Origin of the sequence: Niastella yeongjuensis, from assembly GCF_900110245.1 — a bacterium.
Classification (GTDB): domain Bacteria; phylum Bacteroidota; class Bacteroidia; order Chitinophagales; family Chitinophagaceae; genus Niastella; species Niastella yeongjuensis.
In genome coordinates, this window is sequence record NZ_FOCZ01000017.1 from 1 (window position 1) to 16,533 (window position 16,533).

The following is a 16,533-nucleotide window of genomic DNA, read 5'->3' on the forward strand; positions in this document are numbered from 1 at the left end:
GCACAAGTTATCAATATATACCACTGATGGTCGATTGAACATTGACAATAATCCCGTGGAGAACAGCATACGTCCGGTGGCCCTTGGCCGAAAAAATTACCTATTTGCCGGATCTCACGAGGCTGCCAGGCGAAGCGGAATGTTTTACAGTTTACTAGGTACCTGTAAAATGCATGGTATAGAACCATACACCTGGCTAAAAGATGTTCTTCACAAAATAGCAGATCACCCCGTAAACAAGGTGCAGGAACTACTACCACATCATTACAAAAAATAGTCCTTACGGATTTTAGACCGGCTCAACAATATGTACTTAGCCGAAGGGATACTAATATATAGCATCAATTAGCTTAATTACATTCTTATTATCTGAATGAAGATATACTCGAGCTTCTCCGCCCCTGGTTAATTACCTATTTTCTCCTGGAAAATCAGTAATCCATAAATCATGATCGTTACAAAACTTTTCTAGGACGACAGTTTGCCTTTCTTTGATGACTGATTTACCTTGGAAGTCATCTTTAACCGTTGTACTTGTTGGAAAGCTTGCGCAAAGGAGATTTCTGATTGTTGTGCAAGTATCTTGGCTCCCTTCAATGATAATTCCACCAGTGATATTTTTAATTTTGCTTCGGGTATCATTGGGTAACATTTCTTGTAAAATTAATAAAAACCTGGAAATGCGAGAAATCACCTAATCAAACAAAAAGGCCTCAAGTCCAACGACTTAAAGCCATTCTGTTTATCGTGTAGTCCCGACAGGAATCGAATGCGATTCGCTAAAACATTTGTAAATCAGCTTGTTAAACTGATTTTGTATTAACTTGTCCCCCTCGCAACTCACGCAATTTGATCTGATTTGTAGCAGTTTAAAAATGGCAGAATCGAACATCCATATCAAATAAGTTCAAATCAATTCAACTCTCTCGTTAAAATGCAGAAAGTCTATTTTTATTGGATTGAATTGATGGTCTGCAATAAATTTATTCTTACATGGACTTCAAAGCATTATGCAAGCACCCGTCATGCGTAAAAAAAAACAATTTAAATCACCTCTAGGACAATTGATTTCTAAGAGATAATGCAACATAATAAGCTAACAAGGGAGGGACTGCATTTCCAATTTGCCTGAACTTTGTAGTTTGGGTTCCTATAAATCTCATGGCTTTAGGAAATGTTTGAATTGCGGCTGCTTCTTCGACAGTCAGTCGACGTAAAACTTCAGGTACACTATTATAAGGAGAACCTCCCTTAATAAGATGCTTATGATATTTAATGATCCAGGAATTTTTTGTTTCCTTTTCCACTTGGAGCTGGTCAATAATAGGTGTTCTGTTGCCACCCATTGAGGCAGGAAGAGTAAGAGCTGGCATTTCAATGTTTATTGGTCTGCCTTGACCATTAAATAGCATTCCTGCAAATGGTGACTTTCTGATTACAGGATTCTTTGCGGGTGTTATTTTAGCAGTACATATACTATCATTGCCTTTGTCACCGAACTTAGGCAAAGATTTCAAGACATCTTTAACCGAAACGATTTTGTTTTTAATCAAAGGGACTATCTCGTCAGGCTTTTTATGCTTTAATCCAATCAAAAACATCCTTTCTCTAGCTTGTGGCACCCCAAAATGAGCTGCATTTAAAATAACGAGTTTTGTATTATATCCCAATTTCTGGGCTTCTTTAATTAGGGATTCCCTTAACCCTTCCCATCTTGAATTAACACCTAGTGCTTTTACATTTTCCATTACAAACCCGCGTGGACTTAGCTTTTCTACTATTCCCAAAAAATTCCAAACGTGTTTGCTTCGTGGGTCACTTGGATCCATCTTTCCTGCCACTGAAAAACCCTGGCATGGTGGCCCGCCAATAACTAGGTCCACATTACTAAGCTTAGGTATTTTTTGCTCGACTAGATTGCCAGTCGTTATCACATTATTTTGAAATAGACTTTCGTAGCTCTGTGTTGCAAATTTATCTATGTCATTCGCCCACAGCGTATTAAATCCTGCTAAATGAAATCCGATATCCATACCTCCCGCACCGGAATATAAAGAGACAACAGAACCGATTTCATTGAGTTTTTTAGAAAAATCTATACTTTCCATTATTCTAATTTAGAATGAGCCCATAAAAATAAGGTAAAAAAGTAATAAACTGCAACATAATCTCCTTGATTTATAATGTCCGACATACATAATTTCGAAAAAGCACTGGGGAAATGGCTATTAAAAATACGAGTAGAGAAAGGAATTTCTCAAGCTGCCCTCGGCTTGCAGTTAGGTAAAGGACAATCGGACATCGCTAAAATTGAAAGTGGGGCAAAAAGAATAACTGTATTTGAATTAATATCATGGGTTACAGCATTAAACATACCATATGAAAGGATCACTGAAATATTAAAACCCTTACATTCTCAATTACTAAATCAAAAGAACAACTGGAAAGACGATGAATAACGGCTTGCAACTAAAACAAATGATCAGGTATTTGCTTTTGCCAATATCAGAAGACTTGGAGAGTAAATGTATTGACGCAGTTAATAAGGTTCTCGATTCTTCAGAAATTCCTGAGACGGAACGTGCTGATTTTATCAAAATAAAATATAACAAATTCAGAGAAGAAGGAACGCTTGACCCTACCCTTAAAGATATAATTAAAGATATTCTGCTTGCTGGTTGCCCTAATTATGGAATATTATTTTCAACAAAATACTTTGACATTCTTGAATCCCTAAAAAGCCGTCCTTTTATGTCTTTTGACCTTGCTGTTATTTTGGCAAGTCACCTAAACCTCATCGCGTCCTTTGCAAAAGAGCACAAAATGTCCTCTTCTAAAATCACAGTGGCTCTTTCTGGAATTGATAGTAAATTAAATGACATTCATTGGAAGGATATACAAAGTGTACTATTAAACTTAGAACTGGCACCGGAACTTGGCACTGAGTCCGCGAAGCAAATAATTGAAGAAGATAAAAACTTAGAAGAATTATTTTTTGCTGATGCAAAACTTGAAGACTCTATAGCGCTTATTGCTGAAGTAGCGAATAAGTTACAATTCGAGGGAAATATTCAGGACTTGCTTTACATATTATCAACTGGGGATGAAATTCATATTCCTTATTTGCAAATCCTCCATTTTCAATGTCTAATTTCTGCATTTTATAATCATATATCTCCTGTGGCTTATGAATTCAGCCCAAGAGGAGAAACGGCAAACTGGTTATTTGGTCTTTGGAAAACATCAACAAGTAATCCTATGTTAAACAATGCCAAATCAGTAGAAATGCTAGATAAAAACTGGGCTAGTGGTAAAAAGAAGGGCGAACTTCCTAAGGCTATGGCTTTGGCTGACATTTTAGAAGGAATGAAGCGGCTTGGATTTGGTCCGCAGCAGGAATTGAGTGCTTGGATTCGGAGGTGGCTTGTCAGGTTTATTAGACTCAATTCTGAAACTGTAATACCAATTTCTGTCGCTCTAAACACTTTGCAAATTAATAATCTTGTTAATACAATTATTAGTTCCCCTACACGCACGTTTGGCATTCTCGAACAAAGGATTGTGGATGTTTGTGCAGCTACTTTACATCAAGAGCTAAACGGATGGCGTGCACGTGGGCTCTCTGATTCGGTAAATTCAAACAATCTTTCCAAGAAAAAATTAGGCGATTGTGACTTTCAGAACAGCATTGGTAAAGTTATTGTTGCATATGAGGCTCATGGTGGAATTTTGTCACAGCTATATTTAGATGAACATTTGCGAACCCTCAAAAGATCTTTAAGCGTAAGAGCAGTTGAATTAGAAAGTATTGCAGATAAAGATGAATGGAATATTACTATTAAATTTGTAGCATATGGATATGAAACAACATTCAGTTCAATAACTCATGTTGATGGCATTAATATTATGTTAGAATATATCACATTCAGTGACTTAATTAAAGAAGCTGCATCCTTACCTCATTTCGAAAGCAATTTTTTATCATTGTTCGTGAAAATCATCAATGGTAATCGCACACCTGGATTCGTTCGAACAAAAGTAAACCATATTTTGAATGAAACAGCTTAACCTTTTTAAATTCGTAATTCATGGTTTCAAAAAATGGGTTTAAAACGACTGAGGCCAGATCGACTTTAATGTCAAACATCAAATGCAAAAACACTAAAACTGAGGTTCTCTTTCGAAAAGCTTTATGGGCATATGGAATAAGATATAGGGTTAATAATAACTCTCTATTCGGCAAACCCGATATTTCCATTAAGAAATATAAATTGGTGATTTTTATTGACGGCGCATTTTGGCATGGTTACAATTGGGAGCAAAAAAAGAAAAAATTGGCAGCCAATCGAGGCTATTGGATTAATAAAATTGAACGAAATATATTAAGGGATATTAATGTAAACAGTTATTATATTAATCAGGGGTGGACTTTGTTTAGATTTTGGGAACATGATGTTATAAAAAATGTTGGCTCGTGTGTTCATCAAGTTGGTATTGAAATTGCTGTTAAGGAAAAGCAACTCTTAATTGATTAAACGATTAAATAATCCCTCTACCATTTCTGCTCCTACCGATTATTTCTGTTGGCATGGACTATTCCGTTAGCAAAAAATATCTGGCCCAGTGACTATTATTCAGATATGCAATGCGGCTTTTAAAATTTCAGGCTTCGTTTATAGTGTTGGCTTGGTGACATTTTTCACTCTTAGGCGTAGGCACCGGTGTATGCCCCTATAATGTTATATGATACACCCCTCATTACAGTGATACTATCAGAGGAAATTTCATTGTATTTCTATTCTACGCCTTATACCCGAACTTATTAGTAGGCTCTAATATTAAATAAGCCAGTTAATTGATCTATTTGACATAGTTCCCTATTATAGAAGCAGAAGTGTAAAAAAGCAGAGGAAAGGCAAAAATTAACTTGGCATATTCAATGAAAAAGGCTAAATGATTTGGACTCATTTTTGAATAAAAACTCTTAGTTTCGTATTGTCGTTATGAAGAAATTAGAGTTGGAAATAGTTGCATTATCACACAGCATAACACAAACTCATTCGTATGCTGTGGTGCTAGGAGAAGTAAACGGGTTGCGTCGGCTCCCCATCGTAATCGGTGGTTTTGAGGCACAAGCGATAGCGGTGGCTTTGGAAAAAATGCATCCAAGTCGTCCGCTCACCCATGACCTGATGAAGAATTTCATGAATGCCTTTAACATTGATCTTCAGGAGATCGTGATCTGTGACTTACAGGAAGGCATTTTTTATTCTAAGCTGATCTGTGTGAGCGAACACGATACTGTAGAAATTGATTCACGAACATCCGATGCACTGGCCCTGGCTGTGCGCTTCGGATGTCCTATTTATACCTACGATAACATTCTCGAAAGCGCCGGTATATTGATGGAAGACCAATCGGGTAAGAAAAAACAGCCCCGGGAAGCCGTGGCTGCTGAATCTTCTGCCGGTACCGACGACTTAAAAACGCTGACCCTAGATGAGTTGAATACCCTGCTGAAAGAGGTGCTGGAGCAGGAAGACTACATCCGGGCCATTTCTATCCGCGATGAAATCAATAGCCGGAAAAGTAACCGGTAATAATAATTTGATAAAATTCTTATCGTGCATGAATTTCATTATTCATGAAACCCAGATAAATAGTACGTTTTTACAAACATCTATACCAACGCCGGATGCTCGGCAATTGCGAAAAAAATAGCGAAGCCATCAAGTCATCACTGGTTCGGCTGGCCTATTGATAGACGGGTTGGCACCAGTAAAGAGTGTAAATTCCCGCCAACATCGCCGGATTTTACACCTAAAAGAAGTGTTCCATACTATGACCGGGCATAGATGGCAGTGGCCACTTCGTTGTAAGCATTCCATATAATTTTTCTAATTGCGCTACTGAGGGTTTTGTTGAGAAAATGCCAGTTCTTTTATCATTTCTCATTCCCCGGACAAACAAATATACCACCCCGCCAAAATCCCGCTCATAGTCAAACCCCTCACCCAACCGGCTTTCAAGGTATTTTTTAGCGGCAAGGGTGTAAAGAAGGTATTGCAGATGGTAGTTATTCTCATTCATTGCCACGGTGATCTTTTCAGCACTGTAATCGTTCAGCGAACTCCCTAGAAAATTCGATTTCCAGTCGAGAATAAAGTATTTGCCCTGGCACTCAAAGAAAAGGTCCATCTTTCCGTTAATCACGCCTTCTGCTTCAGATAAATCCTTTACAGTTACCAGCATGGTATCGTCCGATAAATGGTTCAAGGCTCTAGGATAAAACGCCGGGACCGTAAAGTCAAATTCAAACTCATGGAGGCGTTGAGGGAATGCAACCTCGGCCAGCGTAAAAACGGTATCGCCAATTTGAAGGGCCGTGTGCAACACTACCTGTAACAGTTGCTGCAGCATTGGAAAATAGAGCTCCCTTTGCCGGTGCGCAAACTGGTTAATGGCATCTTCTAACACCCGGCCCCATTTACTGTTATCAGTAAAGTTGATATTCTCAAAAATATAGTGCAGCATGTTACCGGTATTTACACCTTTGGTCAATTGGCTAAACACAAATTGATCATATGTGTCCCGGTATTGATTATCCGTATTTTTGAGAGAAAGTCCTTCCTTCGCAGCCAGACTACTGTAACTTATCTTCCGCCAGTTGTTCTGGACAAGTGAAAAATTATCCACTACGCGGCCACCGGCCAAGTCCTGACTGGCTTCCGCCTGGGAATTTTGTTCCCTTTCCGGTATTGGCAGGGCATCCTTTGTTTCAATCAGTAACGGATCGGCGTTTTTACACCCTTCAATAAAGGGCGCCAGCGAGGACTTATTGTTTTTAGTAGAAGTATTTTTATAAATAAAACATTTGTAAACAGCACGGGTAATGGCTACATATAACAGCCGGCGATTCTCCTGTTCATCCTGCTTTTGTAGCCAGGACTTTTGCTCTTCAGTTAAGTATGTTTTCTCTGCAGCGAAATACTCACCGGTTTGCGGATGACGGTAGCTGCAGGTTGTAAAGGAATTCTCCGTAACAAAATCAAGGAATGGGGCCAGCACAATGTTATACTCCAGTCCCTTGCTTTTATGAATGGTCACAATTTTTACTACTTCTTCATCGCTTTCAATCCGCTGCTCATATTCATCACCCTCGGTTTCCATGCCGTCTATAGCTCTTTTGAGCCAGCCAATCAGTTCCAGGGGCGAAAGCGCTTTGTGTGTCTGCACTTTGTGCACCAACTCTATCAACTGAAACAGGTTGGTGATGATGCGTTCCCCATTTTCGGTATTGCCCTGGAGCAACGTTTTCCGCACCCTGTAGTCGGCCACAAAGTTCATTAAGGCTGTATAAATGCCATCTTCCTCCCAGGTCTTTTTGTAGCCTTTGAACAATTCTATGGCCTTTTCTTCATTCAGGTTTATAACATCCGTAGTTGTGAAACGGGTAAAAGAGGAGAGCAGGGCCCGATTGATCGTAGCCTTCACCGGCTCTTCCATGGCCTGCAACAAATACCACACATATTCTGCTTCATCTGAATCCAGCACCTTGGCATCGCCTATTGTTACCGCCGGAATACCATACCTGGAAAGCTGCGCTTTAATATTTGCACCTTCCTTATTAGTACGCACCAGGATGCCGATATCTGATGGGGTGATTTTACCGGGCTTACCGTTCTTTTGAATAGAATAACTATTGCTGCCAAGCAATTCAATTATTTGCGCAGCCACTGCTTCGCAGATGGCTGGTTTACTACTAAGGTGAGAAATGGAGATGGGCACAGCCGCTTGTCCATTTTTTATCAGCTCCCCTTTTTTGTTTTTCGACGGCGTATCCACCTTTATATATTCAATCGTACTCTGCTCATCTTTAAAGTGAAAGGGATCGTCTATTTTAAAAAATTCGTTCATGGCAGCTATAAATGCCACTGATGACCGGTGATTCACATTCATTTCATAAATCCTGTCAACCGCCTTTCTCGCTTCAAAGTAGGTAAATATATCAGCCTTGCGCCAGGCATAAATGGATTGCTTGGGATCGCCTATGTAGAACAAAACATGATTAAGGCCGAAGGCTTTTTGAAAGATATCATACTGCAGGCGATCGGTGTCCTGAAATTCATCCACAAAAACCACCTTAAATTTTTTCCGCAAACCTGCAATAAGTTTTTCGTTCCCTTCCTGCACAACCGCCCGGTGAAGATTCACAATCATATCATCAAACGTAAGCAGGTTGTTGCCCAGCTTGAAGTCAAGAATACCTTTTGAGGCCTGTTGTATGGCAACACAGTACAGGTGGTTGATAATGTCACGGGCTTTGGCATTGTAGGCGTTTAAGGCTTCTTCGCATTTATCCAGTTCGAAAAGGTAGTGCGGGAAGCAACTAATTACATATTCGGGAATTCCCTTGTTTGTATATTTTCGTAATCTTTTCTCTTCTATAAATTCCAAAAACAATTTCGGGCTTCCAATATGCTCAGAAGCATATCGCTTGGCGGTTTTGTTTGTTTCGCAGATTTGTTTTAATTCTGGCATATCACTGCTGGTATACAGCTCCAGACCAGCTCTCAGATCTTCTTCCTTTTGATTCAACTCCTTCAGTTCTTTCATCCAACTGTCATAGATTGCATCATCGCAATCGTACACCTTCCCTTCTTCGTACGCCATATATTTTTTGCCGTTCAGATGTTCCTTTAAAATGCTGGCAAGGGGCTTCCGGCTGAGATTCGCATTCAACAGGCAATTCAGTAACGCAACAGGAAGTGTAGTGATCTTTGTCCGCCAAAACTGATTCACCTGGTCAGTTAATAGGGAACTGGTGTCCTGCATGGTCTCTGCGCCAAATATCTGTTTGGTTTCAAAAGCAAATTCGGTAAGCGCCTGCTGGCAAAAGCTATGGATAGTAAGTACAGCAGTTTCATCTAAGAAAAGCACGGCTTCTTTTAAACGTTGCTGTATTTCTTCGGCTCCCTCTTTAACAATAGCGTCCTGGACCAGGCCGGCTATTAAAGTATCATCAATAGTGTCGCCCTGGCTTGCTTTAGCCGCATTTCTAATAAAAAGCCGGATGCGCGCTTCCAGTTCGGCAACTGCTGCCTTGGTAAAGGTCACCATCAAAATCTCTTTTACCGGAAGCTTTTCCTGCAGCACCAGCCGCAACACCATTATGGCAATGGAGTAGGTTTTACCGGTACCGGCGCTGGCTTCAATTAAATTGCTCTTCTGCAAGGGAACATTGACCGCATCAAAAGCCAGGTAGTGGGTATGGGTTGACATAAAACAGTTATTTATTGATAATAAGTTGGGAACATGCTGGTTAATGGAGTTAATAATATCTCGCAATTGGCTTTGAAGTCTTCAAAAGCGTCCTGGCCATTAAAAAAGCCATCGTAGTATTCTTTCAAAATATATTTATCAGTGCAGGGAAACCGATAGTTGTGTATTTTGTCCCTGACAACATCTTGGAATCCCTTCATATCCAGTTGAGCCACTTTATCCGGCTGGATCTTAAAATCAGGCCAAAAAGCAATAAGAGAGGAATGCCCCTGCTGATACAATTGTACCAGTGTTTGCAACCGTTGCATGGCCTCTTCTTTAGAAACCTGCGCTGCAGGATAAACATTTGCCTTTTGGGTCGAAATAAAATGCAGGCCATCTAATGCGCCCATTGCCCTTCCTGCAAGATATTGAATGCAGGCCTCTAATTGGTACTCATAATCATCTTTCGAAAAGCAAACAAACACGAGCTGATCATTGTACACATGCTGGATCGTACCGGTGATTTGAATGTTGTTTATAGTCAGTTGGACCGGGACCGTACTTGGTTCTGTTCCGGCCGTAATATTTTGAAAAATTTCTTTTACCGGACTGACGGCGATTTCTATATCCTGTAAGGTAATTTCAGCCATGTTCTTTAATGGCAATTGTCCCTGCTTCACCAGTCTTAGCTTATAGCCTTCCCGCTCTTGTTCGCTAAGCGTCAAAAGATCTTGCTTTAACGACCATTTCTGCAGGTTATCCAGGGCAAACAACTCGGTTTCGCTCAGCAAATCAGTATCCTCATCGTAGCGGATATGTAAGACATGGTTATAATACGTTTTAAACGGATGTTTGAAAAAGGCAATTAAAGACCTTAAGCTGATCTCCTTTATCTTAACGGGTTCTGGCTGTTTATCCGGAACTATGAATTGAATGTCCTCACTTCCCTTTTCGATAAGATAATTGTAAAGACGATCGCTATCCAATGCATACCGGCTACTGAAACTGTGCAAGGGTTGGCGAACGACCATCAGTTCCCTTACATCTTCACTGCCTTCATAACGGGCATCGATATAATCCAGCAACTCATCCACTACGGCCGACGGGGGGAGGAATGAATTGTCCTTTACGCTTTGCCCCAGGTAACTGACATACAAATATTCTTTGGCAGAAAGGACCGTTTCCAGAAATAGGTGTTTATCGTTATCCTTCACATTGCGGTCGCCACGCTTCCAATACTGTTGTATCAGATTAAAGCTGGCAGCGGTTTCTTTGCGGGGAAACTTGTCGAAATTTAGGCCTAGTAACGCAATTACCTTAAATGGAATACTGCGCATGGGGATGAGCGAACAAAAAGTGATGCCGCCACCAACAAAGGAACCGCTGCGGGTATTGGATGATAAGGTTTGTATAAATTGATAGCAGAAAACTTCGTAGCTGAATCTTTCCGTTACAGTATTGCCGAGTGCAGCAAAGGCTTGTAGTTGTCTTAAAAGCATCTGGTAATCATCTTCCACTGCGTCTGCCGGTTCATACACCAGTGACTGAACTACGCTTTTCACGTACTCTACCCATTCCGTGATGGTTCTTACGGCTTTTCTTTTTTCGATGGTATCCATCAGCAATTGCACAAAATGAGCAAAGCGGACCAGCTCTTTTGCATCGGATCCTTCCGCAATGTCCAACGGGAAAATGGTGTCACCATCAATAGCATATTCCTCCTCCCCACTCATACAAACGCCGTATACGATACGTTGAAGACCATACCGCCAGCTCACATAAACCGTATCATTTTCTTTATTGCCGTCAATGCCAAAACGGATATTGGCCATATCCACTACTTTACGGATCAGCGAAATATTGGATAAGCCAAAACGCTTCCGGATTGAGGACGAGTCCAGCAACTGAACAATATTTTCCGCTTTAAAACTTTCTTCATTTAGTTCCAGGATCATTTTCAGTGCATGAATGATATTGTCGCTGTTAATATAACTTTCATCTACAATGGTATAATGGAATCGATACGGTGCATTTTCAAAAACAGCTTTAATGTAAGGCGCATAGGCGTCCACATCAGTTACCATTACGACAATATCACGCGGCGACAGCTTTTCTTTTTGCCGGTCTACCAGATGCACCAAATAATTGTAAAGGGATTCCACTTCCCGGGCTATGGTATAGCAAGAATGAATGGTCACAGAACCATCGTTTATTTCACTTTGGCCAAGCATAGGCCTTTGACTTGTAGAACGGTTGTGAAAAATGTCCTGCTGTATTTTTTTTAACAGTGAATCTGAAGCCGGCTCATTTACCCCCGCTTCCATAAAACCATTCAAAAATTCATCGTGTTCAAACAGCAGACAGAAAGTGTCTTTAATCACCTTGCCCCATCCCGTTAACAAGACATTTCCAACAGTCAATTCTTGGGGTTTCGCCACCCCCTTGTGTAATAAAACAGCCTGTTGTTTTTCATTCACCGTGTCGTACCAGTATTGCAAGGGCGCGGGATTGAGAAAATAAAAATGAATGTCAATATGTACCGACAACTTCTTAAACAACTCAACGTGATAGGCGGTGAGAATGGAAATACCAAACACATGCACTTCAGGCAGTTGCCGCTGAAGTTCTTGTACGTTTTCAGGGTGTTGCAACATAGCAAGAATATCTGCGCCTAACCGGGTTTTATCCAGGAACTTTTCTCCTGCCAGCTGTTTTGCCCGTATCCAGATGTATGGCTGCCAGCCATCGTCTCCTACTGTCTGGAGGCCAATCTTATTCCACCCGCTTATAAGTTCCGGCCGGTAGATCTGGTACTGATCAAATAGATCTGATAGCTTTTCTGCCAGTGCCATTTGCTTTATGCCGTTACTCTCTTCGCCATCTTTATAATAAGCCGCAATGGCTGAAAACTTGTTGATAAAATCTGATTCCCCAAGAATTTTAAATAAAAGCCAACACAAATTACCAGCAGCATAAGTGCTTGTGTAGGCGCCCCCGAGGAAACCATACACTTTATGTAGTAAATCATTGGGTTTTAAAAAGCGGATGTTGGCGGCTATTTTGATCTCCTCGTCAGCCGCTACCTGAAGCTTCAGCCAGTTGTTCATCCCCTCTGTTTGAGTAACTACATAGTACGGCTGAAAGACGGTTAATTTTCGCTTTTTGAACTGTTGATTTAGTTGAACAGACAATTCTTCCAGTGAATTGGAAACGTTTAATTGCAGGGCCATAGCAATTGGGCTGTTTGGGGTTATGATACGGTTAATTATGGAGAAAACGTTCTATGATCCCGGAACCTCTTTGTACACGGGTTCCGGCCGCTTTTAAAATGACATCTTCGGTTCCCTGTATGACGGCTTTCTTTTTAGCACGGGTAACCGCCGTGTACAATAGTTCACTGGTAAGTATAGGTATGTCGGGCGCATTGGGCAGCATCACCAGCACCTGGTTAAATTCAGAACCCTGGCTTTTGTGAATGGTCATAGCAAATACGGTCTCCGTTTGGGCAATATATCCGGGCAATACGTGTTTTGGTTTTCCCTCCTTGTCTTCAAACCAGGCTCTCAACACGCCTTTGGCGTCATAGCGCAGAATACCAATATCACCATTGAAAAGCTCAAGATCATAATAGTTACGGGTAACAATTATGGGACGGTTTACGTACCATTCGCCAGTCTTTGCAATCAATCGTTTCCGGTGCAGGTAACTTTCAATTCGCTGGTTAATACTGTACACACCCTGCTCTCCTTCACGTACGGCACACAGCACCCGCAGGTTATTTAGTTTATGCAGGGCCGCTATTACATCTGTTTCATGGATAAATTCTTCATAGCCACTAATGAATCCCTCAAAGACCTCTTTGGAATAGGTCTCGTCTATGATGACCTGTTCATCAGCATCAGGCGCCAGAAATTCTTTAATGACAGCGCGTTTGTCGCCGATGACCGCCTTACTGAAACGGCCAATTCCTTCACTACCGCTAAAACGATGGCTGTGTTGCAGTTCAACAATGTGTTCAAAGAGCGGATGGTCGGATATGGCAATTTTACCGGCCTGAATTTGACGGTTTTTATCAGGGTTAAATGAATTAATTATTTCCGCTCTTTGTGCTGAAAATTGATTCAACGCCTTCTGCGCCTGACATAAATCGCCAAACAGGCTCCCCGCTTCCACCGACGCCAGTTGATCTTTATCGCCCAGCATAATTAAACGCGTACCATGGCCAATGGCATCCAGCAGCTTGGCAAACAAAGCCACGTCAATCATCGAGCTTTCATCTATGATAACCACGTCATAATTCAAGGGATTATCCTTGTTTTGCCGGAAGTGCGGGCTTTCCGGTATCGCCTTTAAAAGCCGGTGAATAGTAGAAGGTTCCAGTGATTGAAACAAGGCAGAAACATTCTTATCTATAGGAAGCTTTGCATTTTTAAGCGATTCGGCCATGCGGGCAGCCGCCTTGCCGGTAGGTGCTGCCAGGGCTACTTTCAGTTGGGGATTGATGGCGTAAAGGAGCGCCAGAATTTTCGCTACTGTGGTCGTTTTTCCGGTGCCGGGCCCGCCTGTAATAATAGTAAAATTGTTCAACACGCCCGAAAGCGCGGCAGCGAACTGCCAATCCATATTTTGATCAGATGACGCAGCAAGGTTATTTTGAGGCGCAAACAGTTTTTGGATCAGGTCTTTGTGCTTATTCAATTGATTCGTCCGGTTCAGGTATTCTTCCGCTTCAGATGCTATAAATGCATGGATGCGATCAAGAATAATACTTTCGTAGTTAAAATAGCGCTGCAAATACAACCGGTCGTTGTGTAAAACAAAAGGTTGTTTTCCGCCATCCCTTTTTGTAACCAGTTTCTCTGCCGTCAGTTCGGTTCTGGGATCTGGTTCCTTTTCTATATCAAAGAAGGGAAGTTGCTTTATCTCTTTGGGTACATCTTTTAAATGTAAACAGATATGCCCTTCATCCAACTTTTTAGATACGAGATAAGCATAAGGTTTCAGCGTTTCACTTTTAAAGAAAGAAGCAAATTGATAGTGTATATCATTGACGGATTGCATAAGCCTGTTGGGTTAGGATTGGAGAATTGATTTCGATTTGACAAAAAGCTGATTGCCATTCATACCGAGATAGGAAGATGAACATGTAATGAGTAATGATTTATTTCAACTGATAAACGCTGATAAATCTCGCCTGAAGTTGACAATGCAGAGAGGTACTACTTTTGAAGTATTATTAAAAATGGTCATATCGGGGTAGTTTCGGTCGCAAAAGATAATGAAATAATTAATATATCCAATGACTAAGAACTGGTTACATAGATTGTTTTTCCATACTCTTAGATGAGCTAACAATTTTTAAAGGAAAGGTTCAAGGCTTTAGGCTCCCACTTAAGGTTGGCCAGGCATATTCGTTCATTGGCTAACACCAATTCCAGTAAATGAAATAAGAATTCATCGGTGGCAAGCACTAAGGTTTTGGTCCATTCTTTGTTGTCCCATATTTTTCTGTCTCTTATTTTCAATTTTTCTGCGCGTTCAATTAGATCAGTTTTTTCATCTTTTATCAGCTGATGAAATTAATTGAATTATGGCAGGGTGCACATCTTAGTTTAAGAAGTTGATTTATATCAATATAGAAATAGACCCGGCCTGCCCTGGAGGGAAGGGGAATCTCCTTTACAATTTGATTTACCTTTGAACAAATCCAGTATAATATAAGTTGTCAAAGTCGTGTGGCAGCTTGGCGCCACTATTGCGCACAGAGTTGGGCTTCTTCTTCAAAAACTTATTACAAAAAAATTGTAGCATTCAAGTTGCCTTAGCTTATGGGAACTGGTAAATGCAAACATTATATTAATTATTCCTGTCCTTTCCCTCACTTTCCATCCCCGCCAGCTTCTCCTTCAATACTTTCATATTCTGGCTTACTTTCTTCTGACTAACCTTAGCATATATCTGTGTTGTGCGGATGTTTCTATGACCTAACAAATAGCTAACTGTTTCAATAGGTACATCTTGCTCTAGCAAAATAGTAGTAGCAAACGTGTGGCGTGCCATATGGGTGATAAGATATTTTTTAATACCGCATAGCCGGGCTATTTCTTTTAGATAGCTGTTATAGCACTGGTTTGTATTTACCGGCAGTAAACGATTCTTTCTATGGCACCAGAGGTGGTTTTTGTACTTTTCAACAATCTCTAACGCGATAGGAAGTAGCGGGACCTTTTCCGGTGATGCAGTCTTTTTTCGGTCGATGGCAATCCATTTTTCTCCGTCAATGCCTGTCACAATGTTATCTGGTGTCAGGTTGTAAACGTCCTGGTAGGCAAACCCGGTATAACAGGAAAACAGAAACACATCCCTTACCTCGGTTAATCGTTCAATAGTAAACTCCTTTTGATATAGTGTCATTACTTCTTGCATTGTCAGCCTTTCTCGCGATGGTTCTATATATGTGCATTTAAACTGCCTAACCGGGTTCGTTTCTAACCAGCTCTGTTCAACCGAAAATTTCGCTAATCGTTTCAGTATACGGATATACTTCATGGCGGTATTGTTACATCCCTTTTCGTGGGTAACTAAAAAATGCTCAAAGTCTCCGGCAAAGGCTGGTTTTATCTCCTTTAGCTGTTTATCCGATACTTTGAACTGATGTTTCAGAAACAGCTTTAATTTTTCGCGGGTGGTATGTATGCATTTTAGACTGTGTTTCGATTTCTGCCCCCTGGCCACTTTTTCGGCAAACCGGTCATAATAAATATCCATTGCTTCCAACAATGTCTTCCTGCTTTCGTCAACGCCCAGGTACAGATTCTTTAATATTTCCACCGTTACGGGTTTGCCCAGCGCTTCCAGTTGCAGGTGTTTTTTATGCATATCTCCTTTAATAAGCGCCAATCGCCGATTAATAAACTGCGCCTCTTCCGTCTTCCCTTTTAACAAATTGGCCTTTGACATCCCACAACTTAGACTCTATATGCAAATTTGTTGATAATTCAACCCTCTTCTGCCGAATGGTGAATCGTACATAGATGGTAGGTTTACCCTTTGGGGAGCGTTTCCGGTACAGCCGGAACAAGATGAACAAGTTTTGACTTCCCTTACTCATACAATCACTTTTTGTTAACCGAATATTGTTTCCTTCGCTCAAGTCTCCATTTCACTACTTCAATCCGGTGGAATCCAGTATCAGTAAGGCTTTCAGAACTACGAGAGGGGCAAAATAAGGACTTCTCTTTTTCGCCTTGTCTCCCTTCCAAAGAGATT

General features: G+C 40.9%; 12 protein-coding genes. 5 read left to right on the forward strand and 7 right to left on the reverse strand.

Going from position 1 to position 16,533, the window contains the following annotated elements; translation table 11 throughout:
- Window positions 1–277, forward strand: a 277-nt coding sequence (locus tag BMX95_RS29775) for a transposase domain-containing protein (protein ID WP_143067622.1), incomplete at its 5' end; no start/stop codon positions are given.
- A 132-nt stretch (window positions 278–409) separates the two neighbouring features.
- On the opposite strand, the gene BMX95_RS34725 is transcribed toward BMX95_RS29775, so the two are convergent.
- A complete protein-coding gene (locus BMX95_RS34725; protein WP_133053905.1) occupies window positions 410–652 on the reverse strand; it encodes a hypothetical protein in 243 nt (80 codons plus the stop codon).
- A gap of 403 nt (window positions 653–1,055) precedes the next feature.
- A complete protein-coding gene (locus tag BMX95_RS29780) occupies window positions 1,056–2,108 on the reverse strand; it encodes a DNA cytosine methyltransferase (protein ID WP_081200230.1) in 1,053 nt (350 codons plus the stop codon).
- 75 nt (window positions 2,109–2,183) lie between these two features.
- Between BMX95_RS29780 and BMX95_RS29785 the strand changes: the two genes are divergently transcribed.
- From BMX95_RS29785 to BMX95_RS29800, 4 genes are all read left to right on the forward strand, one after another.
- On the forward strand, window positions 2,184–2,459 hold the full coding sequence (locus tag BMX95_RS29785) for a helix-turn-helix domain-containing protein (RefSeq protein WP_081200231.1): 276 nt from the start codon (window positions 2,184–2,186) through the stop codon (window positions 2,457–2,459).
- Window positions 2,452–4,068 carry a hypothetical protein gene (locus tag BMX95_RS29790; RefSeq protein WP_081200232.1) on the forward strand — a complete coding sequence of 539 codons (1,617 nt, stop codon included), beginning with the start codon at window positions 2,452–2,454 and terminating at the stop codon, window positions 4,066–4,068. Before BMX95_RS29785 ends, BMX95_RS29790 begins: the two co-directional genes overlap by 8 nt.
- Before the next feature lie 20 nt (window positions 4,069–4,088).
- The gene (locus tag BMX95_RS29795) at window positions 4,089–4,535 is read left to right on the forward strand and encodes a very short patch repair endonuclease (RefSeq protein ID WP_081200233.1); all 447 of its coding nucleotides are present in this window, start codon (window positions 4,089–4,091) and stop codon (window positions 4,533–4,535) included.
- Window positions 4,536–5,003: 468 nt separating this feature from the next.
- Window positions 5,004–5,600 carry a bifunctional nuclease family protein gene (locus BMX95_RS29800; protein WP_081200234.1) on the forward strand — a complete coding sequence of 199 codons (597 nt, stop codon included), beginning with the start codon at window positions 5,004–5,006 and terminating at the stop codon, window positions 5,598–5,600.
- A gap of 220 nt (window positions 5,601–5,820) precedes the next feature.
- On the opposite strand, the gene recB is transcribed toward BMX95_RS29800, so the two are convergent.
- From recB to BMX95_RS35895, 5 genes are all read right to left on the reverse strand, one after another.
- Window positions 5,821–9,282 carry an exodeoxyribonuclease V subunit beta gene (recB, locus tag BMX95_RS29805; RefSeq protein WP_081200235.1) on the reverse strand — a complete coding sequence of 1,154 codons (3,462 nt, stop codon included), beginning with the start codon at window positions 9,280–9,282 and terminating at the stop codon, window positions 5,821–5,823.
- A gap of 11 nt (window positions 9,283–9,293) precedes the next feature.
- Window positions 9,294–12,494: an exodeoxyribonuclease V subunit gamma gene (recC, locus tag BMX95_RS29810; protein WP_081200236.1), complete on the reverse strand. Its 3,201-nt coding sequence runs from the start codon at window positions 12,492–12,494 to the stop codon at window positions 9,294–9,296.
- 31 nt (window positions 12,495–12,525) lie between these two features.
- A complete protein-coding gene (recD, locus tag BMX95_RS29815) occupies window positions 12,526–14,325 on the reverse strand; it encodes an exodeoxyribonuclease V subunit alpha (protein ID WP_081200237.1) in 1,800 nt (599 codons plus the stop codon).
- 795 nt (window positions 14,326–15,120) lie between these two features.
- Window positions 15,121–16,224: a site-specific integrase gene (locus BMX95_RS29820; protein ID WP_081200238.1), complete on the reverse strand. Its 1,104-nt coding sequence runs from the start codon at window positions 16,222–16,224 to the stop codon at window positions 15,121–15,123.
- Entirely contained in the window at window positions 16,172–16,375 is a 204-nt protein-coding gene (locus BMX95_RS35895; protein WP_081200239.1) for an Arm DNA-binding domain-containing protein, read from the reverse strand. The genes BMX95_RS29820 and BMX95_RS35895 overlap by 53 nt, the downstream gene beginning before the upstream one ends.
- Window positions 16,376–16,533: the final 158 nt, after the last annotated feature.

Coding starts and splice junctions, on each gene's coding strand:
- recD (WP_081200237.1), bottom strand. CDS start 14,325: ATGCAATCCGTCAATGATATACACTATCAATTTGCTTCTTTCTTTAAA.
- BMX95_RS29800 (WP_081200234.1), top strand. CDS start 5,004: ATGAAGAAATTAGAGTTGGAAATAGTTGCATTATCACACAGCATAACA.
- BMX95_RS29785 (WP_081200231.1), top strand. CDS start 2,184: ATGTCCGACATACATAATTTCGAAAAAGCACTGGGGAAATGGCTATTA.
- BMX95_RS29790 (WP_081200232.1), top strand. CDS start 2,452: ATGAATAACGGCTTGCAACTAAAACAAATGATCAGGTATTTGCTTTTG.
- BMX95_RS29820 (WP_081200238.1), bottom strand. CDS start 16,224: ATGTCAAAGGCCAATTTGTTAAAAGGGAAGACGGAAGAGGCGCAGTTT.
- BMX95_RS29780 (WP_081200230.1), bottom strand. CDS start 2,108: ATGGAAAGTATAGATTTTTCTAAAAAACTCAATGAAATCGGTTCTGTT.
- BMX95_RS35895 (WP_081200239.1), bottom strand. CDS start 16,375: ATGAGTAAGGGAAGTCAAAACTTGTTCATCTTGTTCCGGCTGTACCGG.
- recB (WP_081200235.1), bottom strand. CDS start 9,282: ATGTCAACCCATACCCACTACCTGGCTTTTGATGCGGTCAATGTTCCC.
- BMX95_RS29795 (WP_081200233.1), top strand. CDS start 4,089: ATGGTTTCAAAAAATGGGTTTAAAACGACTGAGGCCAGATCGACTTTA.
- BMX95_RS34725 (WP_133053905.1), bottom strand. CDS start 652: ATGTTACCCAATGATACCCGAAGCAAAATTAAAAATATCACTGGTGGA.
- recC (WP_081200236.1), bottom strand. CDS start 12,494: ATGGCCCTGCAATTAAACGTTTCCAATTCACTGGAAGAATTGTCTGTT.